Annotated in this window: 20 protein-coding genes; 7 read left to right on the plus strand and 13 right to left on the minus strand. The window is 66.2% G+C overall.

What is annotated here, in order from left to right; genetic code table 11:
• Positions 1–939 (plus strand): GGDEF domain-containing protein, encoded by a 939-nt coding sequence (locus ACLF6L_RS13320; RefSeq protein WP_412851861.1) that lies wholly within the window; start codon positions 1–3, stop codon positions 937–939.
• Positions 940–945: 6 nt separating this feature from the next.
• On the opposite strand, the gene ACLF6L_RS13325 is transcribed toward ACLF6L_RS13320, so the two are convergent.
• Positions 946–1,881 (minus strand): hydrogen peroxide-inducible genes activator, encoded by a 936-nt coding sequence (locus ACLF6L_RS13325; protein WP_238616234.1) that lies wholly within the window; start codon positions 1,879–1,881, stop codon positions 946–948.
• A gap of 145 nt (positions 1,882–2,026) precedes the next feature.
• On the opposite strand from ACLF6L_RS13325, the gene ACLF6L_RS13330 reads away from it, so the two are divergent.
• Both ACLF6L_RS13330 and ACLF6L_RS13335 read left to right on the plus strand, forming a co-directional pair.
• Complete coding sequence (locus ACLF6L_RS13330; protein ID WP_238616235.1) at positions 2,027–3,463, plus strand: adenylate/guanylate cyclase domain-containing protein; 1,437 nt, start codon at positions 2,027–2,029, stop codon at positions 3,461–3,463.
• Entirely contained in the window at positions 3,460–4,545 is a 1,086-nt protein-coding gene (locus tag ACLF6L_RS13335) for a hypothetical protein (RefSeq protein WP_412851862.1), read from the plus strand. The genes ACLF6L_RS13330 and ACLF6L_RS13335 overlap by 4 nt, the downstream gene beginning before the upstream one ends.
• Before the next feature lie 5 nt (positions 4,546–4,550).
• On the opposite strand, the gene ACLF6L_RS13340 is transcribed toward ACLF6L_RS13335, so the two are convergent.
• The 4 genes from ACLF6L_RS13340 to ACLF6L_RS13355 all read right to left on the minus strand — a co-directional run bounded on the left by ACLF6L_RS13340 (position 4,551) and on the right by ACLF6L_RS13355 (position 7,943).
• On the minus strand, positions 4,551–5,765 hold the full coding sequence (locus ACLF6L_RS13340) for a TraB/GumN family protein (protein WP_412851863.1): 1,215 nt from the start codon (positions 5,763–5,765) through the stop codon (positions 4,551–4,553).
• Positions 5,766–5,859: 94 nt separating this feature from the next.
• On the minus strand, positions 5,860–6,840 hold the full coding sequence (locus ACLF6L_RS13345; protein ID WP_238616238.1) for a pentapeptide repeat-containing protein: 981 nt from the start codon (positions 6,838–6,840) through the stop codon (positions 5,860–5,862).
• 9 nt (positions 6,841–6,849) lie between these two features.
• Complete coding sequence (locus ACLF6L_RS13350) at positions 6,850–7,326, minus strand: Slp family lipoprotein (protein ID WP_412851864.1); 477 nt, start codon at positions 7,324–7,326, stop codon at positions 6,850–6,852.
• A 62-nt stretch (positions 7,327–7,388) separates the two neighbouring features.
• Positions 7,389–7,943 (minus strand): Slp family lipoprotein, encoded by a 555-nt coding sequence (locus ACLF6L_RS13355; RefSeq protein ID WP_412851865.1) that lies wholly within the window; start codon positions 7,941–7,943, stop codon positions 7,389–7,391.
• A 116-nt stretch (positions 7,944–8,059) separates the two neighbouring features.
• Between ACLF6L_RS13355 and hrpB the strand changes: the two genes are divergently transcribed.
• Entirely contained in the window at positions 8,060–10,561 is a 2,502-nt protein-coding gene (gene hrpB, locus ACLF6L_RS13360; protein ID WP_412851866.1) for an ATP-dependent helicase HrpB, read from the plus strand.
• 8 nt (positions 10,562–10,569) lie between these two features.
• Here the strand turns inward: hrpB and ACLF6L_RS13365 are convergent, their stop codons facing one another.
• Positions 10,570–11,427 carry an HDOD domain-containing protein gene (locus ACLF6L_RS13365; protein WP_238616242.1) on the minus strand — a complete coding sequence of 286 codons (858 nt, stop codon included), beginning with the start codon at positions 11,425–11,427 and terminating at the stop codon, positions 10,570–10,572.
• A 67-nt stretch (positions 11,428–11,494) separates the two neighbouring features.
• The gene (locus ACLF6L_RS13370) at positions 11,495–12,751 is read right to left on the minus strand and encodes a response regulator (protein WP_238616243.1); all 1,257 of its coding nucleotides are present in this window, start codon (positions 12,749–12,751) and stop codon (positions 11,495–11,497) included.
• Positions 12,752–12,932: 181 nt separating this feature from the next.
• Between ACLF6L_RS13370 and ACLF6L_RS13375 the strand changes: the two genes are divergently transcribed.
• Entirely contained in the window at positions 12,933–13,628 is a 696-nt protein-coding gene (locus ACLF6L_RS13375) for an SDR family oxidoreductase (RefSeq protein ID WP_238616244.1), read from the plus strand.
• 4 nt (positions 13,629–13,632) lie between these two features.
• On the plus strand, positions 13,633–14,217 hold the full coding sequence (locus ACLF6L_RS13380) for an FKBP-type peptidyl-prolyl cis-trans isomerase (protein ID WP_238616245.1): 585 nt from the start codon (positions 13,633–13,635) through the stop codon (positions 14,215–14,217).
• Positions 14,218–14,240: 23 nt separating this feature from the next.
• Here ACLF6L_RS13380 and ACLF6L_RS13385 read toward each other — a convergent pair whose 3' ends face one another.
• Together ACLF6L_RS13385 and metH are read right to left on the minus strand one after the other, a co-directional pair.
• Entirely contained in the window at positions 14,241–15,782 is a 1,542-nt protein-coding gene (locus ACLF6L_RS13385) for a bifunctional GNAT family N-acetyltransferase/carbon-nitrogen hydrolase family protein (RefSeq protein ID WP_238616247.1), read from the minus strand.
• A gap of 35 nt (positions 15,783–15,817) precedes the next feature.
• Positions 15,818–19,579, minus strand: coding sequence for a methionine synthase (gene metH / locus ACLF6L_RS13390; RefSeq protein ID WP_412851867.1), 3,762 nt, complete (start codon positions 19,577–19,579; stop codon positions 15,818–15,820).
• A gap of 264 nt (positions 19,580–19,843) precedes the next feature.
• Between metH and ACLF6L_RS13395 the strand changes: the two genes are divergently transcribed.
• Positions 19,844–20,554: an arginyltransferase gene (locus ACLF6L_RS13395; protein ID WP_238616249.1), complete on the plus strand. Its 711-nt coding sequence runs from the start codon at positions 19,844–19,846 to the stop codon at positions 20,552–20,554.
• A gap of 54 nt (positions 20,555–20,608) precedes the next feature.
• On the opposite strand, the gene ACLF6L_RS13400 is transcribed toward ACLF6L_RS13395, so the two are convergent.
• From ACLF6L_RS13400 to ampD, 4 genes are all read right to left on the minus strand, one after another.
• Positions 20,609–21,373 (minus strand): inositol monophosphatase family protein, encoded by a 765-nt coding sequence (locus ACLF6L_RS13400; protein WP_412851868.1) that lies wholly within the window; start codon positions 21,371–21,373, stop codon positions 20,609–20,611.
• Positions 21,374–21,432: 59 nt separating this feature from the next.
• Complete coding sequence (locus tag ACLF6L_RS13405; protein ID WP_238616251.1) at positions 21,433–22,047, minus strand: histidine phosphatase family protein; 615 nt, start codon at positions 22,045–22,047, stop codon at positions 21,433–21,435.
• A gap of 68 nt (positions 22,048–22,115) precedes the next feature.
• A complete protein-coding gene (gene ampE, locus ACLF6L_RS13410) occupies positions 22,116–22,991 on the minus strand; it encodes a regulatory signaling modulator protein AmpE (protein ID WP_238616252.1) in 876 nt (291 codons plus the stop codon).
• A 313-nt stretch (positions 22,992–23,304) separates the two neighbouring features.
• Positions 23,305–23,853 (minus strand): 1,6-anhydro-N-acetylmuramyl-L-alanine amidase AmpD, encoded by a 549-nt coding sequence (gene ampD, locus ACLF6L_RS13415; RefSeq protein WP_238616253.1) that lies wholly within the window; start codon positions 23,851–23,853, stop codon positions 23,305–23,307.
• Positions 23,854–23,900 lie beyond the last annotated feature (47 nt).

Consider the following 23,900-nt stretch of genomic DNA (forward strand, 5'->3'; position numbering starts at 1 on the left):
ATGATCCGTCACATCATCCAGGCCCCGATTGAATCCCGCTACCAGGCAGGCAATGCCGTGGTCAAGACCCCGCGTTTCCTGGGTGGCCCCGTCACACCCCCCGGCCCGGCCGAGCTGATCGACACCCCCAGGCTGCTGCACCGGCTGCAGACCACCCTGGACCTGGACGAACTGATGGATATCTTTTCCAACTCCATCGCCTGGCGTATTCCCCACGACGGCCTGACCTTCGACCGCGAAGACCGGGGCATCCATCTGAGCCGTGGGCGCCTGTCCCGGCACAGCTGCCGCTACCACCTGATGGTGGATCAGCATGAACTGGGAGAACTCAGGCTGCTGCGGGGACGCAAGTTCCGGGAATCGGAGCTGGCCGCCCTTGAGGAGGCCCTGACCGCGCTGATCTATCCGCTGCGTAATGCCCTGCTCTATCACGAAGCCCTGCAGGCCGCCCAGACGGACCCGCTCACCGGTCTGCAGAACCGGGCCGCCATGAACCGGGCCGTGGAGCGTGAACTGGCCGTGTGCCGCCGTACCGCGCAGCCCCTGGCCATGCTGGTGCTGGACGTGGACCATTTCAAGCGCATCAATGACCATCACGGCCATCATTCCGGCGATCAAGTGCTGATGGCGGTGGCGCGGCGTCTACAAGAGGTGACCCGCAAGAGCGACATGGTGTTCCGCTTCGGGGGCGAGGAGTTCGTCATCCTGATGGCCGGCACCGACACCCAGGCCGCGGCCCAGGGTGCCGCCCGCGTCCATGAGGCCATCCGCAACCACCCCCTGTCCCTGGGGGACGGGGGCCACGTGGAGGTCACCGCCAGCATCGGCGTGACCGCCTACCGGGAGGAAGATACCCCCCACAGCCTGTTCCAGCGGGCAGACCAAGCCATGTACCGGGCCAAGCAGACCGGCCGCGACCGGATCGAATGGGCGGACTGAGCCGACTCAGGCGACGCCCCTGATACGCTCCAGGCAGGGCACATGGGTCTCCAGGATGGCCTGCCGGATCACCTCGATGGCACGCGGGCGCGGGAAACTGCTACGCCAGGCCAGGGCCACCTGGCGCTCGGGTACGGGGTCATTGAAACGCCGGATGGCCAGCAGGTGCTGGGCATAGCGATCGGCCCCCGCCGCTGAACAGGGCAGGATGGTGACCCCCATGCCGGTCACCACCATGTGACGAATGGTTTCCAGGGAACTGCCCTCCACCGAATGCTGAATGCGGTTGCCCGACGTCACCGCGGAATGACAGGCGGGACAGGCTCGCAGCACCTGCTCCCGGAAACAGTGCCCCGCTCCCAGCAGCAGCAGGTTCTCCTCGGCCAGTTCATCAATGTCCAGCTTCTGCCGGCGGGCCAGCGGATGATCCGCCGGCAGCACGGCGACAAAGGGCTCGGCATACAGGGGCAGGGTCACCACCCCCGGCTGCTCGAAGGGCAGCGCCACGATAATGGCGTCCAGATCCCCCTGCCGAAGTCCCTCGGCCAGCCGGGAGGTATAGTTTTCCTCGATGATCAGGGGCAGTTGCGGCGCCCGACGGTGCACCTCCGGCACCAGATGAGGGAGCAGATAGGGGCCGACGGTATGGATGGCGCCCAGGCGCAGGGGTCCGGCCAGCTGATCCTTGCCCTGGCGGGCCAGATCCACCAGGGTATCCACCTCCTCCAGGATGCGCTGGGCCTGCTGTACCACTTCCTCGCCCACCGGCGTGATGGACACCTCGGTCTTGCTGCGTTCGAACAGCATCACCCCCAGTTCCTCCTCCAGCTTCTTCACCGCCACGCTCAGGGTCGGCTGGCTCACATGACAGGCCTCGGCGGCCCGGCCAAAGTGCCGCTCCCGTGCCACCGCCACGATGTAACGCAATTCTGTCAGGGTCATGAGATCATCCCGTCATTGATCAACCAGGGGCGTCGCTGCTGCTCCCCGAGTGTAACCCAGCGCATCGGCAAGTCATCCTGTCCGGAACAAAACCCGTGATATCATCACGCCATCCATACCGCCACCCCATGCATCCGAGACTGCCATGGCATCTCCCCTCCTCAGGCTGAGGCGCCATCTCACCGCATATCGGCCGGCTCACCTACCGGTTGCCCACAAGCTTGGCCTGAGCATTTCGCTGCTGATCATCGGTTGCGTGACCCTGCTCGGTCTGGTGATCATCAACCAGCAGAGCCGGCTGCTCCATGAACAGATGGACGGCTTCGGCCAGGCCATGGTGGAACAGCTGGCGGCAACCTCCAGGGAACTGGTGCTGGCCGATGACAGCCTGGCCCTGAATGCCCTGATCATCAATCTGGCCGGCAGCCCCAGAGTCATGGGGGCCGCCGTCTACCATCGCGACGGTCATCCCCTGGCCCGTTCGGGACTGGTCCCGGAGACATTGGACCAGCCGGTGGCGCCCCCCCATCACCCCCAGGTCTCCGGTTATGCGGGCGACATCCGGTTTCAGGATGTCCGTCTGGGCAGCGCGGTGGTGACCCTCAGCCAGGTGGAACAGTACACCGCCGTCCGCCATGCCGTCACCGCCATCGCGCTCTCCACCCTAATCATCAGTCTGCTGGCCGGGATTGCCGCCTTTCTCATGGGCAAGCACCTCTCCCGCCCCATCGACCAACTGATGCTCGCCACCCGGGCCATCGGCGCCGGTGATTACCGCTATCGGCTGGAAACCCGACGCCGGGACGAGATCGGACAACTGATGACGGCCTTCAACCGGATGGCCCGGGGACTGGAGGAAAAATCCCAAGTGGAAGGGGCGCTGAGCCGCTATGTCTCGGTCGGCGTGGCGCGCAAGATCATGAACAATCTGGATCAACTGGAGCTGGGCGGCCATCAGGTGGAAGCTTCCGTACTGTTTGCCGACATTGCCGGCTTCACCTCCCTGTCCGAGCAGCTACCGCCCGATCAGGTGGCACGACTGCTGAACGAGTATTTCAGCTACGTGAGTCGCATCGCCCATTGCTACCGGGGTACCATCGACAAATTCCTGGGTGATGGGGTGATGGTGGTGTTCGGTGTCACCGAGGAAGACCCGGACCACCGTTTCCATGCCATCGCCTGCGGGGTGATGCTGCAGCGACTGGTATCCCGGCTGAACCGAATACGGGTCGCCGCCGGTCAGTTGCCGGTGCGCTTCCGGGTGGGCGTGAACAGTGGTCTCATGCTGGCGGGCAACATGGGGGCGGACGATCGCATGCAGTACACGGTGGTGGGGGACACGGTCAATCTGGCGGCTCGCCTGATGGGTTCGGGAGACCCGGGGCAGATCATCATCCCCGCGGCCCTGATGGAGGACACCGAGCTGGCAAGGGCCCTCCACACCCGACCCCATGGCTATCTGTCCCTGCGCGGCAAGGAGGCCCCGGTCAATACCTGCGTGGTCGAGGACGTGAGCGAACCCCATCGCCCGCTGATGGAACGTCATATCCATGCGCTGATCACCGGGGAATCCCCCTCATGACCCTGCTACGGACCCTCGTGACGTTGCTGCTTGCCCTGGGCCTGACGGGTTGCGCCATCGTGCTGGTCCAGCCCTACAGCCCCGAGCAACGCCTGCAACTGGCCCTGCAACGGGGCGACATCGTCCTGGTGCGGGAGATCATGGCCGTCCTGCCGGCGGACGAGGATGATGCCGACCGGGCCGCCCTGCGGGCCTGGCTGGAGCGGGCCGAACGACACGTGGAGCAGGCCATGCTGATGCAGGCGGCCGGACACCTGCGGCGGGAACAGTGGACCCAGGCCCAGGCAAGTTACGACCATGGGCTGGCGGTGCGCCCCGACAGCGAGATCCTCAAGGCGGCCCGGGCCCGTGCCATCAAGGAACAGCAGGAGCATCTCCAGCACCTGCGGGTCAGACTGCTGCTGTCCCAGGGGCGCGCCCTGACCACCCTCACCCCCCTCTATGCGCAGGTCCTGAGGGCCGATCCCGACGACCCGTCGATACGACAGGCACTGGCGCAGGCACAACAGGATACCGGACAGGTGGCCGAGGGCCTGCTGCAACTGGGCCTGTCCGCCATGGACGAAGCGGATCTTGCCCTTGCGGTGGAAGCCCTGAGCCTGTCCCAGGCCCTGGTTCCCGACGCAACGGCGGAAGCGGCGCTGCAGTCGGCCCAGGCCGCACAGACCCGGCAACAGGCCCTTGAGCGGCGGGCCCACCAGGCCCAGTTGCAGGCCCAATGGGCACAACGCACCCAAGTGCTGTTCAGCAATTTCGAGGGTGCAATGGAAACCGGCGACCTGCCCGCGGCCCGGCGTCACCTGCTGGCACTGGAACAGGCCCAGCCCCGGGATGCCACGGTGCGACGCCTGCGTCGGGAACTGGCCAAGGCGGTGGATGCGGAGGTGACCCTGGGACTGGAGACGGGACGGCGCCTGTATCTGGACGGCAAGATCCCGGAAGCCCTGGAAACCTGGCGCAACCTGCTGGAGCTGCGCCCCGACCATCCGGACCTGCAGGCGCACATCAACCGCGCGGAGCGGGCCCTGGAGTCCCTGCGCCGCCTGGAACCCGGCGGCCCCGGGGCCGCCGGCACGCCATAGTCGGGTCAGCTCCCCAGCAAACGCTCGGCGATGCGAAAGCCCGCCGCGTAGGTGCCGATGGCCGAACCCAGGGTCGTGAACAGGAATACCAGCAACACCCGCGAAACCCGGTTCCTCCACCAGCCCCGCAAGTGGGCGGTGTCCTGTCGCAGTCGGGAGAAATCCCCCACCGTGGGCTTGCGCAGGAAGGTTTCCACCGCCGCGGCCACGAAACCGACCCCGATGGTGGGATTGAGGGAGGTGAGCGGCGCGGCCAGGGCGGCCGTGATCACGGTGATCGGATGCCCGCCGGCAATCAGGCCGCCGATGCCGGCCAGGGTGCCGTTGATGAGCACCCAGTCCCTCACCAGTTGCCAGCCCAGATCCGGATTACGGCTGAAACCCAGGATGAAGCCCGATATCACCAGGGCCACGATCAGCCAAGGCAGAACCTTGGGCCACAGGGCGGGGGGGGGCTCCTGATCCAGCCGCTGGATCAGCGCCGCCGGAGATTCAGTGGCGGTGCCGACCAGGGCCTGGCGGATGCCCTGCAGATGACCCGCCCCCACCACGGCCAGGATGTGCCGGTATTGCCCTTCCCGGGCCTCCTGTCGGAGACGGGCGGCCATGTACTCATCCCGTTCCTGGATCAGGGGCGTGTAGAGGGCCCGGGATTCCTCGGCGAACTGGGTGAAGGTGGATTCCAGCACGTCACCCTGCTTGAGGCGCTCGATTTCCTCCTCCGAGATCTTTTCCTTGCTCACCACGCTGGCCATCAGGCCCGTGAACAGGTTCATGCGCCGCCACCAGGGGACGTTGCGGTAGCAGCGCTTGAGGGTGGTGCCCACTTCCCGGTCGATGAGCAGTACGGGCAGGTGAGCGGCACGGGCCTCGTCAATGGCTGCCCGCATCTCGGCACCGGGCTCGATGTCGAACTGCTCCGCCAGGCGCTGCTGATAGGCCCCCAGGGCCAGGCTGGCGGTCACCATGGGGACCTTGCCCTGGCGCAACACCTGGAACAGATTCATCCGCGACAGGGCGTCCGGATCCAGAATGGCATGATGGCGACTGGGACACAGCTCCACCGCCACCGCATCGAAATCCCCGCTCCGCAGCAACCGGCTCACGGTATCGGCGGACACCCGGGAGACATGGGCGGTACCCAATACCGTAATCCGGGTACCATCAAGGGTCAGGGTGAACCGGGGTTCATCCGCGGAAGAAGCGACTTGAAGATCCATGCAGGGTGTCCAGGGCGTGAAACGGAAGACGGCCCCGACGGGGCCGGGGTCGTCACCATAGCAGGGTGACCGGGGTTAGACCATCCTCGGCGAGTCAGGGCTCCAGACACGTCCCCACGGAACCGGCGGCACAGATCCTGCCGTCCACCCAGACCGCCCGTCCGAGGTTGGCGCCGGAGAGGTCCGCCCCGCTCAGGTCGGCACCCCGCAGATCGGCATAGCTCAGATCCGCTCCCGTCAGTCGTGCCCGGATCAGGCGGGCCTCCACCAGGATCGCCCCGGTGAGTCGGGCCTCGCTCAGATCCGAGTCCGTGAGGCGGGTCTGGCGCAGGTCGGCATAGCTCAGGTCCGCACCGACCAGGCGGACCTGCTCCAGACGCCCGGCAAGCAGGTCCGCATTGCTGAGCACGGCCCCACTCAGGTCGGCCCCGCGCAGGTCGATCCCCACCATACGGCAATAACTCCAGTTCACCCCGGGCGCGGCGGGGGCCAGACAATCCGGTGGCGGCGGGGGCGGCGCGCGCCCCGACGAAGCCACCCACAGCCCGGCCAGCAGGAGCACTCCCAGCACCCCGCCCACGCCCCAGACCACCCAGGGCCTGGGAGGACGGTCACGGGCAGGTCGTTCCAGAAGCTCCGCCCTTTGCTGGCGGAAACTCAGGATCTCGGCCGGTTCGGGCCGACGGCGATCCTGACTTGCGCGGGCTTCCAGGGGCACCTCGTCCTCCCCTTCCGGCATCTGCGCGCGCCGCTCCCGCAGGCGTTCATCCTCCCGCAGACGGGCCTGCAGGAGCCGCAATCGGCCTTCCGGCGAGTGGGTATCCAGCAATTCCTCGGGCACCAGATGGGGGTGCTCGGCGATGCACTTCCAGTGCTCGCCGTCGGTGCTGATCTGATCCTCGATATCCAGGCGACCCAACAGCAGGTAACGGGATACCAGGCGACCGGGATGGGGACCGCTGACCCGGCCGTCGCGGCGCGTGAACCACAACTGGTGACCACTGTCCTTGGAGGCGTCCATGGGGGAGATATTGACGCCGGAGGCACCGGCAACGCAAGCCGCAAGGCGGCCCATGGGGCCGGGTCAGTTCCTGAAGATCACACCGATGCCGATGTTGAAGCGGGGACCGGCAGGGGCCGGGGCGACCAGTTCCCGGGGCCAGAGGTGGAATTCCTCCACCGCCACAAGGGGATAGAGGTAGGGCGATTCCCCGACCTTGCCCGATACCGTGCCCTCGATCCGGCCGGTCACGGTCAGGCGCCGGCCGGGCTCGAAGTCCACGGTCTCCAGATAGCCGGGAACATGGGCCAGGAACCGGCCCTGGGGCATGCGGGTGGTCGCGGGGCCCTGGCCGCGGTCGAGGGGATAGCCCAGCACCTCGAACTCGGTGACGTCCGCCAGATTGCGGGCATGGACGATGACTCCACCCCACAGCACCCGGGTACCGGCCGGCACCCCGGCATCCCGGACCGCCGCCACCGGTGTCAGGTCGGCATCCACCCCACCGGCATCGAAACGGGGGCCGGTGGCGCAACCGGCAAGGAACAGCAGGAACGACATCGGCAGCCACCACGGGAGCACTCCCCGGGGCGACGTTTTCCTGGCAAGGGCATCATGCATCATCAGTACCGCCATGGCCGGTAATAGGGGTGATGGAAGGGATACCAGGGATCATACAATGGAGAATGGAAGGGGGGCGGATAATGGTAATAGGGATCGCGAACCGGCACCGGCCGCGGGGCCCACAGGTGGGTGCCGATGGTCCGGACCAGGGGGAAGGCATACCGGTACTCACCGATGGGTCGATGCACCACCCCGTCCAGTCGACCGGTGACGGTGAACTCCCTGCCCTCGGCATGGACCACCGGGTCCAGAAAACCCTGGACATGGGCCAGAAAACGCCCCTCGCTCGCATCCACTTCCCGGGGGCGCCCCCGCCCGTCCAGGGGTCTGGCCACCACTTCCACCAGGGTGTGATCCGGACGGTTCTCCACCGCGGCGATCACGCCGCCCCAGCGCACCTCCCGTCCCTGCCAGCCCTCGGGGTCGGCCCGCACCACCGAAAGCACCGGGATCTCCTCGGGGACATCGGCAATGGCCGCGGGAGGCCGGGACGCGCAGCCGCTCAGCAGGACACCGCAAAGCAGCAGGACAAACATCCAGATGCCGTATCTCATGGACCTCACCTCACGCACGGGCAATCTCCGCCACGGCCGGCATACCCGGTACAGGCCGACATGGCGTTAGAATCCGTGTTTCCTTCGACAGCCCAGCGGCAGAAACATTCCCCGTCATGCCCCACCCTCCCCAGCCCATTGATACCGTCCTGCCCCAGGTCATGCAGGCCCTTGCCGAGCAGGGTGCCGCCGTGCTGCAGGCCCCGCCGGGGGCCGGCAAGACCACCCGGGTGCCCCTGGCGGCCCTGCATGCCCCCTGGTGCACCGGCACCATCCTGATGCTGCAGCCACGACGGCTGGCCACCCGGGGCGCGGCCCGGTTCATGGCCGAATTGCACGGGGAGGCGGTGGGCGAAACCATCGGCTATCAGACCCGGCTGGAGCGCCACGTCGGTCCCCGCACCCGGGTGCAGGTGATCACCGAAGGCATTCTCACCCGCCGCCTGCAGCAGGATCCTGCTCTGGAGGGGGTGAGCCTGGTGATCTTCGATGAATTCCATGAACGCAACCTGGCTTCGGATCTGGGACTGGCCCTGTGCCTGCAGTCCCGGGGCCTGCTGCGGGAGGATCTGCGGATACTGGTGATGTCCGCCACCCTGGACGTGGCCCCGGTGGCCCGGCTCATGGGCGACGTACCGGTGATCCATAGTGAGGGACGCCGATTCCCGGTGGACATCCGTCACCTGGAACCGTCGCGACGGGGTCATGCCGATCTGGAAACACGGATGACCGCGACCCTGCGGCAGGTGCTGACGGAGGAAACCGGCAGCGTGCTGGCCTTCCTGCCCGGACAGCGGGAGATCGAGCGGGTGGCCCAGGCCCTGGACGGCACCGACCTGCCCACGGACGTGAACATTCACCCCCTCTACGGCAACCTGCCCCCGGAAGCCCAGCAGGCGGCCATCGCCCCCTGCCCCGCCGGACGCCGCAAGGTGGTGCTCACCACCGACATCGCCGAAACCAGCCTGACCATCGACGGCGTGCGGGTGGTGGTGGACAGCGGCCTGGCCCGGCGGCCCCGGTTCGACCCCGCGTCCGGTCTGACCCGACTGGAGACGGTTCGCATCAGTCGCGCCTCGGCCGTCCAGCGCAGCGGGCGGGCGGGCCGCCTGGAACCGGGCGTGTGCCTGCGCCTGTGGACCACCAGTGACGAAGCCGCCATGCCGGAACACAGTCCGGCGGAGATCCTGGAAGCGGATCTGGCCCCCCTGGCCCTGGAACTGGCCCGCTGGGGCGCCGATGCCGGGGAACTGGCCTGGCTGGACCCGCCGCCGACGGCGGCACTGGCCCAGGGCCGTGATCTGCTGCAGAGACTGGGGGCGCTGGACGATGACGGACGCCTGACCGCCCACGGCGAGGCCATCGCCGCCCTGGGGACCCATCCCAGGCTCGCTCATCTGATGCTCGGTGGTCGCCGTCTGGGACTGGACACCCTGGCCTGCCGGTTGGCGGCCCTGCTGGAGGAACGGGACATTCTCGGCGGCCTGGACGGCCCCGCCGAGGCGGACGTGCACCTGCGACTGGAAGCCCTGGAGGGTCGCGGCGTGCCCGGTCACCGGGTCCACCGGGGTAGTCGGGAACGGGTGCTGCGGCAGGCCCGGCGCTTTGCCGCCGCCCTGGCGCGCCGCCCCTCGCCCCCGTCCGAGGGGGTGGCCCCGCCCCGGGAACCCGCCGGACTGCTGCTGGCGCTGGCCTATCCGGACCGGATCGGACAACGTCGTCCCGGCGGCGAGGCCCGTTACCGGCTCTCGGGAGGGCGCGGGGCCGCCTTCAGTCGCCATGAATCCCTCTCCGGCCAGGAATGGATCGTGGTCCCCAACCTGGACGGTGCCGGACGGGAGGCACGGATCTTTCTGGCCGCGACGCTGGACCGGCAGGACCTGGAGGTCCATCTGGCCCGGCTCATGGAGCGACGGCAACAGGTGGTCTGGGACGGCCGGGCCGGGGCCGTCACTGCGCGGCAGGACATCCGCCTGGGGGCACTGACCCTGGAGACCCGACCGCTGTCATCACCGGACCCGGAGCGGATCCGCGCCGCCCTGCTGGAGGGCATCCGGGACACGGGACTGGCCTGTCTGCCCTGGAGCCGGGACACGCAAGGGCTGCGGGAACGGGTTAACTTTCTGCACCGAACCTTGGGACCCCCCTGGCCGGATCTGTCGGACGCGGTCCTGCTGCAAGGCCTGGAAGATTGGCTGGGGCCCTGGCTGGAGGGCATGAGCCGGCTGACCCACCTGGACCGCCTGGACCTGACGGCCATCCTGCGCGGCTGCCTGGACTGGCCGCTGCCCCAGGAGTTGGACCGGCTGGCCCCCACCCACCTGTCTCTGCCGGGGGGACAGCGGGTCAGGCTGGATTACGGCCAGGGGGAGGTGCCGGTGCTGGCGGCCCGCCTGCAATGGCTGTTCGGCATGAGGGAAACCCCCTGCATCGCAGGCGGCCGGGTCCCGCTGCTGGTGCATGTCCTGTCGCCGGCCCAGCGACCGGTCCAGATCACCCGCGACCTGGCCGGTTTCTGGACACGGACCTATCCGGACGTGAAGAAGGATCTGAAGGGACGCTATCCCAAACACGCCTGGCCGGACGATCCCCTGGCAGAGACCTCGGGCCGGCGCTGAACAACGGGTCAGGACGGGTGCAGGACCAGGGCCTCCACCTCCACCACCTGCTGCTGGGCCCGTTCGATGAGGGAGCGCACCACGCCGGGTTCCAGACCGACCCGCTCCCAGACCCGGGGGTCGATCGGTGGGGCATCGCCGGGGTCCTGGGTATCCAACTCGGCCATGTGGGCCACGCTGTTGGCAATGTGGACCAGGGCCACCTCCACGGGATGATCCGTGGCATTCATGGGTTCGTGGTGATAGCGGATGCAGTCCTGAAGCTTTTGCGGCAGATTGAGGCGGGCCGCCAGCGCCCCACCCACCTGGGCGTGATCATGACCGAGGATCTTGCGCTCGGCTTCGTGGGGCGGCAGGGTACTCAAATGCTGCAGACCCAGCAGGAAGGCCTCATGGGCCTCGTCCGGCTCCCGATTGAAGATCAGCAACCGGCCGATGTCATGGAGCAGGCCGGCGATGAACATGGACTCGCCGTGACGCAGGTTCAGGTCTTCGGCCAGGATCCGGGCAATGAGGCCGCAATAGACACTGTGCCGCCAGAAGGCCTCCATGGACATGAGTTCGTTGGGGATGCGGTCAAAGGCCCGGCCCACGCTGGTGGCCAGCACCAGATCCCGGATCTGGGAGGTCCCGATCACCGCCACGGCGCGGGTGATGGTCTCCACCCGATGGGACAGACCGTAGAAGGGACTGTTGGCCAGTTGCAGCAGACGAATGGTCAGGGCCGGGTCCTGGCTGATCAGGCGGCCGATATCCGCCGCCGTGCTGTCCGGGTCATTGACCATGGCATTCAGGCGCACCGCCACCGCCGGCAACGAGACCAGTCCCGTGGCTTCTTCCACCAGTTGTTCGATGCTCAGTGACATGCTCACCCCCGCCGTGGTTGCCCACCTATCATACACCCGGGAACCCGGGCCGCCATGTCGGCATCGCTCATCCCAGCAGGGTCCCCAGCCAGAATGCCAGACCCAGCGCCGCAAGGCCCCCCACCGAAACGATCAACCAAAGCCGGCGGCGCCGGGCACGGCTGCGCTCCTCTTCCCACCGCGCCACCGATTCCGCACCCTTGCGATCGCTTCTGGAGGTCTCCCCCATGCCGGCGGAGGGCGTGGGGGCCGGTTGTTCGGCGCCCGCCGACGGCGAAGCCTCCGCCGGCGCCCGGGGGGCCGCTTCGGCGACCTGGGTCATGACCTGAGCCAGCCGCGCCTCCAGTTGCCGACAACGTTCCTCCAGCTGCTGCTCCCGCTCCCTGTGGGCGCCGCGCAACCGCCCCGCATCCGCCCGGGCCTCGTGCACTTCCTGATGGGCGGCGGCCAGCGCCTGTTCCAGCTCTTCCAGACGGCGGCTGACACTCAGTAGCTCGTCCTCCGCCTGCAGACGGGCCAGTTCCTCCGCCTTGATCCGGGCTTCCTGATTGCGTGCCTGACGATCGGGGCCATCCCCTCGCCCGCGGGCCTGAGCCAGTTCCGTGGCCGCCTGCTCCAGGTCCCGGTTCAGACCCTGGATACGCGCCTCCAGCTCGTTGTTGCGGGCCTGCTGCTGTTCCAGCGCCGCCGCCAATCGCTGCTCACCGGCACGGGCCGTGGTCAGGGCCTGTTCCTGCTGCTTCAGACGCACCTGCATTTCCCGTTCATCCGAGGTCTGCTGACGCAGCATCAGCTCGGTGCGCACCTGCTTGAGTTCCTTCTCCAGCTGGTCCCGCGCCTTGAGCGCCGCCGCGGCCTGACTCAGGGCCTGAGACAGCTGATCACGCAGGGACTGCAGTTCCCCCGCCGGGGCCGGCGCGACCGCCGGGGAGGGAGCCCCCAATAGTCGCTCCGTGAGCTTGAGCACTTCCTCGCCACGAAACGGCTTTTTCAGCATCTCGTCGGCGCCATGCTCGCGGACCCGTTGCGCGGTGCCCACGTCATCCTCGTTGCCGGTCACCACCACCACCGGCAGCTTCCGGATATGCGCATCCTCGCAGTCACGCACCCGCTTGAGCAGGCCGTAACCGTCCAGTCCCGGCATGGACAGATCGGTGAAGATAGCGGCGATGGCGGGTTCGCCCCGCAGCAGGCGCCAGGCCGCCTCCCCGTCCTCGGCCTCAAGGACTTGATAACGGGTATTGAGAATCTTGTTCAATGCCTGTCGCATGACCCTGGAATCATCCACGACCAGAATCGTGACTGCATGCGCTGATGAACCCATCGATCCTTTCTCCTGCCCGACATGAGCATTGCTGTTGTTTTAACGGTTGAGTGTAGCGCCTGACACCCCGGGTTGCCCTTCGACTGGTCAGTGCACGGCCTCCTTCCGTCGGTCGCTTGATCCCTTGCGGCACTCAAGCCATTATCGGTCAGGTCATTTTCGTGCTGAAGGAGAAACCGGCATGACGGAAACCGTCGTCATCACGGGTGCCAATCGGGGCATCGGACTGATGTTTGCACAGCAGTACGCCGAGGCGGGCGCCCGGGTGCTGGCCGCCTGTCGCCACCCGGAGCAGGCCCGGGAGCTGAGCCGACTGGCCGCCAAGACCCGGGGCCGGGTCAGCGTACACCCCCTGGATGTCACCAATCCGGCACAGATCCAGGCGCTGGCGGGCATCCTGACGGATACGCCGGTGGACATCCTGATCAACAATGCCGGCAGCTATGGTCCCGCGAGTGCCTTCGGCGACACGGACGTGGAAGGGTGGCTGGAGACCTTCCGGATCAATACCGTGGCACCGCTGAAGATCATGGAGGCCCTGGTGGAGCCGGTGGCCTCCGGCCGGCGACGCCTGATGGTGAACATCTCCAGCAAGATGGGCAGCATGGCGGACAACGGTTCCGGCGGTTCCTACATCTACCGTTCCACCAAGGCGGCCCTGAATGCCATCACCGTCAGTGCGGCACGCGACCTCGGGGCGCGGGGCATCACGGTGGTGGCCCTGCACCCCGGCTGGGTGCGGACGGACATGGGCGGCCCCGATGCGGAGATCACCACGGAGCAGAGCGTGACCGCCATGCGTCAGACCATCAGCCATCTCACCCTGGTGGACAGCGGCCGGTTCATCGACATCGACGGCAGCGACATCCCCTGGTGACCCGGTGCTGAGTCTACTGCGCAACGTGCTGTTCCTGGCGGCCCTGAGCCTGGTGCTGCTGGTGGCCCTGTTCCTGGGCGCCCGCAGTTGCGGACTGACGCCGGAACAGGCCGAGGAGGCCCGCCTGTTGGTGGAGATGAACATCGAGGACGGCGAGGCCTATCGCAGCCGCAACGGCCGGCGGGACGGCGTGGTGACCCTGTCCAGCGGCCTGCAGGTGGAGATGCTGGCCCAAGGTGACGGACCCGTGCCGACCCTGGAAGACCGGGTGGTGGTGCATTACCGGGGCCTGCACCTGGACGGACGGGTGTTCGACAGTTCCTGGCGCCGGGCGGTGCCGTCGGTGGTGGCGGTACGGGATACGATCCCGGGCTGGCGGGAGGCCCTGGTGCACATGCCGGCGGGCAGCCGGGCCCGGCTGGTGGTGCCCCACTGGCTGGCCTACGGCGAGGGACGGGCCGGCGCCGTCATCGGGCCGGGGGAAACCCTGATCTTCGAACTGGAACTGCTGGAGGTGCTGGTTCCCGGCGAACCGGAAGACCCGCCCCCGGCGGACCCCATGCAGCAGACGGTACCGGGCATCGGCTGAAAGCCGACCCCCGGCGCCGGCCCTCAACGCTTCCAGCGCACCTCGTACAGGTCCAGCCGCCGATCCACCAGGTTGCGCACGGCCCCGTGGGTGCGCAGTTCCTTGAGATTGTCCAGATCCAGGTCGGCGATCAGGGTCATCTCGGTGTTGGGGGTGGCCTCGGCGGCCACCGCGTCATGGGGGAAGGCGAAGTCCGAGGGCGTGAACACCGCCGCCTGGGAATACTGCATGTCCATGTTCTCCACCTTCGGCAGGTTGCCCACGCTGCCGGAGATGACCACATAGCACTCGTTCTCGATGGCCCGGGCCTGGGCACAGCGACGCACCCGCAGGTAGGCGTTCTTGGTGTCGGTCCAGAACGGCACGAACAGGATCTGCAGACCCTGGTCCGCCAGCAGGCGGGGCAACTCGGGGAACTCCACGTCGTAGCAGATCAGGATGCCGATCTTGCCGAAGTCGGTCTCGAAGATGCGAACCTCGTCCCCCCCCTTCAGGCCCCAGTAGGATCGCTCGTCCGGGGTGATGTGCAGCTTGTACTGCTTGTCCCAGCTACCGTCCCGGCGGCACAGGTAGGAGACGTTGCGCAGTTCCCGACCATCGTACTCGGGCATGCTGCCGGCGATGATGTTGATGTTGTAGGCCAGGGCCAGGTTGACCATCTCCTGGCGCAGGGTGTCGGTGTAGTCGGCCAGATGACGCACCGCCTCGGCGGTGTTGTCCTGGTTGAACTGGCCCATCAGCGGACCATTGAAGAATTCCGGAAACAGCACCACGTCGGCCTGATAGCCGGACACCGCGTCGACGAAATATTCCACCTGCTGCAGCAGTTCGTCGAGGGATTTCAGCGGCCGCATCTGCCACTGCACCGCCCCCACCCGCACCACCTGCTTGGTGGCGCCGATCAGGGTTTCCTTCTCCTCGTAGTAGATGTTGATCCACTCCAGCAGGGTGGCGTAGGCGTGGGATTCCTTGTCGTCGGGCAGGTAGTCGTTGATGATCCTGCGCACATGGAAGTCGTTGGACAGCTGGAAGGTAAGCACCGGGTCGGTGACCTCATGGGACTTCACCAACTCCACATACTGCTGGGGGCTCATCTCCTCCCGGTAACGGGCATAGCCGGGGATGCGGCCGCCGGCGACGATGGCCCGCAGGTTGAGCTTTTCGCACAGTTCCTTGCGGGCGTCGTAGAGACGGCGCCCCAGGCGCATGCCCCGGTATTCCGGATCCACGAACACGTCCACGCCGTAGAGGGTGTCGCCGTCCGGGTCATGGGTGGTGAGAAAGCCCTTGCCGGTGATCTCCCAGTATTTGTGACGATCGCCCCAGCGCCGGTAGTCCACGATCAGGCTGATGGCCGCCGCCACCACCCGGCCATTGTCCTCGATGCAGATCTGGCCTTCGGGAAAGCGCTGGATCTGGGATTCGAACTGCTCCCGACTCCAGGCGCCGTCCAGATTGGGATAGACGGCCTCCATGATGTGATGGATGTCGTCGTAATCGGCCAGACGGGTGTTGCGCAAAAGCAGGCGATGCGAGTCGTATTCCGTGTCGCGGGACTCAGGCATGGGAACTCCGATGGATGTGGCGGTGTGGATACGGTTCAGTCCGGATCATAGCCCAGGTTGGGGGCCAGCCAGCGCTCGGCGACCTCCAGAGGCATGCCCTTGCGCCGGGCGTAATCCTCCACCTGATCCCGGTTGAGCTTGCCCACGGCAAAATAGCGGGACTCCGGATGGGAAAAATAGAATCCGGACACGGACGAGGCGGGAGACATGGCATAGCTGTCGGTGAGGGTCATGCCGGCATGGGTCACCGGGTCGATGAGTTCCCACAACAGGCCTTTCTCCGTGTGCTCCGGGCAGGCGGGATAGCCGGGGGCCGGTCGGATGCCCTGATACTTTTCCTTGATCAGGTCCTCGTTGGACAGGGCCTCGCCGGCGGCATAGCCCCAGAACTCACGCCGCACCCGTTCGTGCAGGTGCTCGGCAAAGGCCTCCGCCAGACGGTCCGCCAGAGCCTTGATCATGATGGCGGAGTAATCGTCATGGGCGGCCTCGAAGCGGGCGACGTGTTCGTCGATGCCGCCGCCGGCGGTGACCGCAAAGGCCCCCAGATAGTCCCGCGGACCGCTCCCCTGGGGGGCGATGAAATCGCTCAGGCACATGTTCGGGGCCTGACGGGGCTTGCGGGTCTGCTGGCGCAGGTGGTGCAGACGCATCAGCGGCTCATGGCCCGCCGCGTCCCGGTAGAGCTGGATGTCGTCGGCATCCACCCTGGCGGCCGGGAAGAAGCCCACCACCGCCCGGGCCCGGAGCCAGCCCTCGTCGATGATCCGGCGCAGCATGGGCCGGGCATCGGCAAACAGCCGGGTGGCTTCCTCGCCCACGATCTCGTCTTGCAGGATGCGGGGATAGGCGGCATGCAGATCCCAGGCACGGAAGAACGGGGTCCAGTCGATGTAGTCCACCAATCGGTCCAGGGGATAGTCGTCAAATCGCAGCAGGATGCTGTCGGGACCATGAAGACGCAGGATCTCCGGGGCCGGCCCGCCCACGGACGGGGCCTGATCCGCATCCAGGACGGCGGGGCGCGGCGGGGTGTAACCGGACCAGTCCACCGGCGTCCGGTTGGTCCTGGCCTCCTCCAGGGTAAGCCAGTCCTGGGTCTTGCGGCGGGCGGCATGCTGTTCGCGCACATCCGCGTATTCGGCACGGATCTTCTCCCCATAAGGGCCGCGCAGCTCCGGGCTGACCAGACTCTGGGCCACGCCCACCGCCCGGGAGGCATCCTTCACCCAGACGGTGACCCCTTCATAGGCAGGGGCGATCTTCACCGCGGTATGGGCACGAGACGTGGTGGCACCACCGATCATTAGCGGCGTGCCGAAGCCTTCCCGCTGCAGTTCCGCCGCCAGATGGGCCATCTCCTCCAGGGACGGGGTGATCAGGCCGGACAGGCCGATCACGTCCACCTTGTGTTCCCGGGCCGCCTCCAGGATCTTTTGCGCGGGCACCATGACCCCCAGGTCGATGACCTCGAAATTGTTGCACTGGAGCACCACGCCGACGATGTTCTTGCCGATGTCGTGGACATCCCCCTTCACCGTGGCCATGAGGATGCGACCGTTGTTCTTCGAGTCGTCGCTCTTTTCCGCCTCGATGTAGGGGATCAGGTGGGCCACGGCCTTCTTCATCACCCGGGCGGACTTGACCACCTGGGGCAGGAACATCTTGCCGGCGCCGAACAAATCCCCCACCACGTTCATGCCGTCCATGAGGGGGCCTTCGATCACCTGAATGGGCCGGTCGAAGGTCAGGCGCGCCTCTTCCGTGTCTTCCACCACGTAGGCATCGATCCCCTTGACCAGGGCATGCTCCAGACGCTTGGCCACGGGCAGCGACCGCCAGGCCAGGTCTTCCTTGCGGGTCTCGCCGCCGGTGTCGCGGAAACGGTCGGCGATCTCCAGCAAGCGCTCGGTGGCATCGGGACGGCGGTTGAGGACCACGTCCTCCACCCGCTCCCGCAGTTCCGGCTCGATCTCGTCATAGACCGCCAGCTGACCGGCATTGACGATGCCCATGTCCATGCCCGCGCGGATGGCGTGGTAGAGGAACACGGCGTGAATCGCCTCCCGCACCGGGTTGTTGCCGCGGAAGGAGAAGGAGACGTTGGAAACGCCCCCGGACACCAGGGCATGGGGCAGGGTTTGCTTGATGCGGCGGGTGGCCTCGATGAAGTCCACGCCGTAGTTGTCATGCTCCTCGATGCCGGTGGCGATGGCGAAGATGTTGGGGTCGAAGATGATGTCCTCGGCCGGGAACCCCACCACTTCGGTGAGAATCCGGTAGGCCCGCCGGCAGATCTCCACCTTGCGGTCCTCGGTATCCGCCTGGCCGGTCTCGTCGAAGGCCATGACCACCACCGCCGCGCCGTAGCGTCGCAGCAGGCGGGCCTGATGGATGAAGCTCTCTTCCCCTTCCTTGAGGGAGATGGAGTTGACGATGCCCTTGCCCTGGATGCACTTGAGTCCGGTCTCGATCACCTCCCATTTGGAGGAATCGATCATCACCGGCACCCGGGAGATGTCCGGCTCGGCGGCGGCCAGGCAGAGGAACCGCCGCATGGCCTCCACCGCGTCCAGCATGCCCTCGTCCATGTTCACGTCGATGACCTGGGCACCGCTTTCCACCTGCTCGGCGGCCACTTCCAGGGCAGTCTCGTAGTCACCGTCCTTGATCAGGCGCTTGAAGCGGGCACTGCCGGTGACGTTGGTGCGCTCCCCCACGTTCACGAACAGGGTGTCGGCGGTGATGTTGAAGGGCTCCAGGCCCGACAGGCGGCAGGCGGGGGTGATCTTCGGCACCGGACGGGGAGGATGTTTCTCCACCGCCTCGCGAATGGCCCGGATGTGGTCCGGGGTGGTGCCGCAGCAACCACCGACGATGTTCAGCAGGCCGCTGCCGGCCCACTCACTGATCTCCCGGGCCATCTGCGCCGGGGTTTCGTCATAGCCGCCGAACTCGTTGGGCAGACCCGCGTTGGGGTGGGCGGAAACGTGGGTGTCGGCGATGCGGGAGAGTTCTTCCACATAAGGCCGCAGTTCCTTCGGTCCCAGGGCGCAGTTGAGACCGATGGAGAAGGGCCTTGCGTGGCGCAGGCTGTTCCAGAAGGCCTCGGTGGTCTGACCGGTGAGGGTGCGGCCGGAGGCATCGGTGATGGTGCCGGAGATCATCACCGGCCAGCGTTCGCCCCGATCCTCGAACAGGCCTTCCACGGCAAACACGGCGGCCTTGGCGTTGAGGGTGTCGAAGACGGTTTCGATCATCAGGATGTCCACCCCGCCGTCCAGCAGGGCCTCGGCGGCCTCCCGGTAGGCGGCCACCAGTTCGTCGAACCAGACGTTGCGAAAACCCGGGTCGTTGACATCCGGGGAAATGCTGGCGGTGCGGTTGGTGGGACCGAGGATGCCGGCCACATAGCGGGGACGGTCCGGGGTCTTGCGGGTGTATTCGTCGGCCACTTCCCGAGCCAGGCGGGCGGCCTCCCGGTTGATCTCCGGCACCAGGTCTTCCATGCCGTAGTCGGCCATGGCGATGCGGGTGGCGTTGAAGGTGTTGGTTTCGAGAATGTCGGCGCCGGCCTCCAGGTAGGCGGCGTGGACCTCGCGGATGATGCCCGGCTGGGTCAGCACCAGCAGGTCGTTGTTGCCCTTGATGTCAGACGGCCAGTCAGCGAAACGCGCTCCCCGGTAATCGGCTTCCTGCAATCCATAACCCTGGATCATGGTGCCCATGCCACCATCCAGAATCATGATGCGGCGCTGGATCTCCTGGTGCAGCTGAGTGAGTCTGTCGGAATTCATGAACATCTATCCGGTTGCGTCAAAGTTTTCCAGCATAACATGCTTGCCGGAACCATTCGTAGGCGCCCGCAACTGATCCAGGTCAGAGATTTACGGCTGACTCTGAACTAGCCTCGAAGCATGGTTGAAGGATGTTTACCGGGTCTCCTGGTCCTTGACCATCCGCCCGTTTGATTGGCGGGTTTCCATCCTCACACGGTTTCGGGCCGCCCCTGGCGGCCCTTTTTTTACCTTCTCACTGGCCAAAGGATCCGGACTCACACCGTGTCCCGACATGAATCCCTGATCTTCTACGCCACGGCGCCGGATACCTGTCCTTATCTGGAAAACAGGAAGATGGTGAGCCTGTTTGCCGATCCGGGCGGACCGATGAGCGTGGCCGTCTACGGGGAACTGCTTCAGCACGGATTTCGTCGCAGTGGCAGTCATGTGTATCGGCATCAGTGCCCACAGTGTCGGGCCTGTGTGCCCTACCGGATACCGGTGGCGAAATTCACGCCGGATCGCGGTCAGCGCCGGGTGCTCAAGCGTAATGCCGGGCTGTCGGTCACGATCCGGGAAGTGGGTTTTGATCCGGCCCATTACCGCCTGTACACGGCCTACGTGAACCACCGCCACCGGGGCGGCGGCATGGACAACCCCACGCCGGAAAGCTACCTGGGATTCGTGACCAGTCGCTGGTGCCGCACCTGGCTGGTGGAGTTCAGGGAAGAGGATTCGCTGCTGGGTGTTGCGGTGGTCGACCGGCTGCCGGATGCCCTGTCGGCGGTATACACCTTCTTTGACCCGGCGGCCCAGGCACACAGCCTGGGTACCCTGGCGATCCTGTGGCAGATCCGGCAGGCGCGGGAGGAAGGCCTGACCCATGTCTATCTGGGCTACTGGAATGCCCAAAGCCCCAAGATGGCCTACAAGAACCGCTTCCAGCCGGGGGAAGGACTGATCAACGGCATCTGGACACCCGTCACCACCTGAAGGCGCCCCCCGAACCACGCATCCCGGCAAACATCGGTTGTCGGCCCGGCTTTCTTACGGGTTGAGCAGCGTCAGGGCCTCGGCATGCAGCTCCGGGGTGGCCGCCGCCAGCACGCTGGTGGTTTCCAGACTCAGGGGACCGCCCTGAAGATCGGTGAAGATTCCACCCGCTTCACGCACAATCACCGCCAGTGCCGCAATATCCAGGATGTTGACGTCCGATTCCACCACCAGATCGATGCGCCCGGAGGCCAGCAGGTGGTAGTGGTAGAAATCCCCGTAACCCCGGGTCCGGTTGACCCGCTGGACGATGCGCGCCAGGCCCTGCCAGCCGGGACCACCGGCCAGAGTCTTGACATTGCCGATGGACAGGGTGGCCGCCTCCAGGGTGCGAATATCGCTCACCCGGATGGCCTCCCCGGCCAGGAAGGCGCCGCCGCCCGTTTCCGCATAGGCCATCTCCTCGAACTCGGGGGCATTGGAGACGCCGGCCACCAGTTCGCCGTCACGGCGCAGGGCGATCTGGGTGGAGAAGAAGGGATAGCGACGCACGAAGCTCTTGGTGCCGTCGATGGGGTCGATGAGCCACAGACAATCCGAATCCATGCGCTCCTGCCCGGTTTCCTCGCCATAGATGCCATGATCGGGAAAGGCGGCGGTGATGATGGACTTGATGGCCTTTTCCGATTCCAGATCGGCCACCGTCACCGGCGTCTGGTCCGGCTTGATCTCCACCGCCACATCCTGGCGATAGTAGCGCTGGATCACGTCCTGGGCACTCAGGGCGGCGTCGATGGCGGTCTTCAGGAATGGGGTCATGGCAGCTCCCGGCAGCGATGGAAAGGGCGCAAGGTTAGCATGAGCCGCGGGGGCTGCGATCAAGCGGAGTCGGCCAGATGCCGGCGATTGACGAATTCCAGCATCATGCCCCGGTCATCCCGCCGCAGGCGCGTCACACCCGCGTAGGGAATCTTGATGCGGTACATGGCCTCGGTGGGCACCTCCAACGCGGCACAGACGGCCGCCCGGATCACCCCCGCGTGGGTCACCACCAGCAGGTGCTCCCCCTCATGCCGGCGGATCAGGTCATCCAGCGCCCCATCGACCCGTCGGCGAAAGTCTTCCAGTGGCTCGGCGCCCCGGGGGCGGGCCCGCATGGGATCACGGAAGAAGGCGAGGAACGCCTCCGGGCTGTTTTGCCGAAGCTCCGTCGGGGTACGCCCCTCCCAGCTGCCGAACCCCACTTCCCGCAGATCCGGTACCTGGGTGAGCGGCAGATTCAGGGCACGGGACAGCGGCGCCGCGAAATCCAGGCAGCGACGCATGGGGGAACTGATGATCCGGCTCCAGGGACCCGAGGTCGGGGCGCGACCGCCCACGGCCCGCCACATCTGCTCCAGGCCCTGCTCGCTCAGGGGGTCATCCACGCCGCTGCCCCGGTAGCGTTCGCCGCCGGCCGGTTCACCATGGCGCAGAAGGTCGATACATGTCATGGGGGAAAATCCTGCTCAAGCCCTGCCGGGCCATGGGGCACCGGCAGGGCCATCGAAACGACGAGGCGCTAGCCGCTCACCCCGACGATGGTGAGCAGCGCCAGAATGGCCACGAAGGCGATCACGCTGCGAAATACCAGACTGGAAGCACGCTCCACCGCGGAACGGGCCTCCAGGGGCGCCTTGAGTTCTTCCTCGGTGAGCTGGATGGCCTCGCAACCGGCATCCCGCAACAGGGCCTCGTTCTCGGCCGCCATGTTGCCCCAGCTGCCCAGAATGCCGGCACGCAGCACGGGGAAGGCCCGGTCGAAGCTGCCGGTCAGGGCGTAGAACAGGGCCACCAGACGGGCGGGAATCCAGTCCAGCAATCCCTGCAGCTGGGTGGCGGTCTGCTGGAAGCCGTCCGGCTCCGCCCCCCGGGGTGCGCGCATCAGGTTGGCCAGACGATACAGCAGGGCACCCACGGGCCCCAGCACCACGAACCAGAACAGCACGGCAAAGAGACTGCCGTTGCTGCCGGTGAGCATTGTCTGCAGGACGGCCCGGGCGCGCTCGGCGGCATCATCCGGGACCTGATCTCCCAGCAGGTTGCGGGCATGCTTCATCTCCCGCTCCTCGTCCTTCATGGCACCGGCCTCCAGGAAGGCGTCCACTTCCTTGCCCAGGTTGCGGGGCCCGATGCTCAGCAGCAGCACGGCCAGGGCGATGAGCACGCCCACCAGGCCACCCAGGATCCCGCCGACAAGTTGCATGAGAATGACCAGCACCACCAGCGGGATGGCCACGGTGATGACCAGTGTCGGCGTGGCGCCAAGACCGAACCCTTCGCAACGTCCTCGTACCAGGCTGGTGTATCGATCCAGCCAGGAGAAGTGTCTCAGGTTTTCGACGGCATTCGTGAAGCGTTCCACAAATAGTGTGACAAGTATGATGAACAGTGACATGACGGGCTTCCCGGGTTTGAAAAGGTGACTAAAGTTTCGTTGCTCAAAATCCTGCTTGCAAGTTTCGGCGCTACCGGATTCACTACGAAATCACATGATTTTCTCCAAGCAAAAAACTTGGATTTACTTTTAAAAAGTCCTGAATGCGCCCATCTGTTGTCGCACCCGCGAAAGCGGGAGCCCAGTGACTCCAGTTGATCGCCTGTTGTAGATGCACGTCACTCCCGCGAAAGCGGAAGTCCAGAACATCCAGTCCGCGATGGATTCCCGCTTGCGCGGGAATGACGCATTCAGAACTTCCCATGTCCGGAGATCAGGCATCCGACAATACTTGCAACCTGGACCATTCAAAACAAGGTCCTGGATCAGTCTTTCGGCCCGGAGCGATATCGGAATGCCCCACCACCGGGGCATCGGCCAGGCCGGTATAGGTCTTTTTCAGGACGGTGATGAGTCGGGCCAGCCGCTCATACTGGGCACCGGTAAAGGGATGAACATCACTGCCTTCCAGTTCGATGCCGATGGAAAAGTCATTGCAGCGTTCCCGCCCCTGAAAGCAGGACACCCCCGCATGCCAGGCCCGCTGGAGAAAAGGGACATACTGCACCATTTCACCATCGCGCCGGATCAGGACATGGGCGGAGACCCTGAGCCCCTGGATCTGGGCGAAGAAGGGATGCCCCTCCGGCGGCAGGGCATTGGTGAACAGCCGGTCGATCCAGGGTCCCCCGAACTCCCCCGGCGGCAGGCTGATGGCGTGGATGACGATGAGTTCCGGCGTCATCCCCGGCGGACGCGCATCCTGATTGGGGGAAGGCACCCGTGTTGCGATGTCCAACCAGCCGGTGGTGTCGATGTCCATAAAAGCCCTGAAAGCCTTGAAGTCCTGATAATTTGATAAAATGCCGC

Origin of the sequence: Ectothiorhodospira shaposhnikovii (assembly GCF_047222355.1) — a bacterium.
Taxonomy (GTDB): Bacteria; Pseudomonadota; Gammaproteobacteria; order Ectothiorhodospirales; family Ectothiorhodospiraceae; genus Ectothiorhodospira.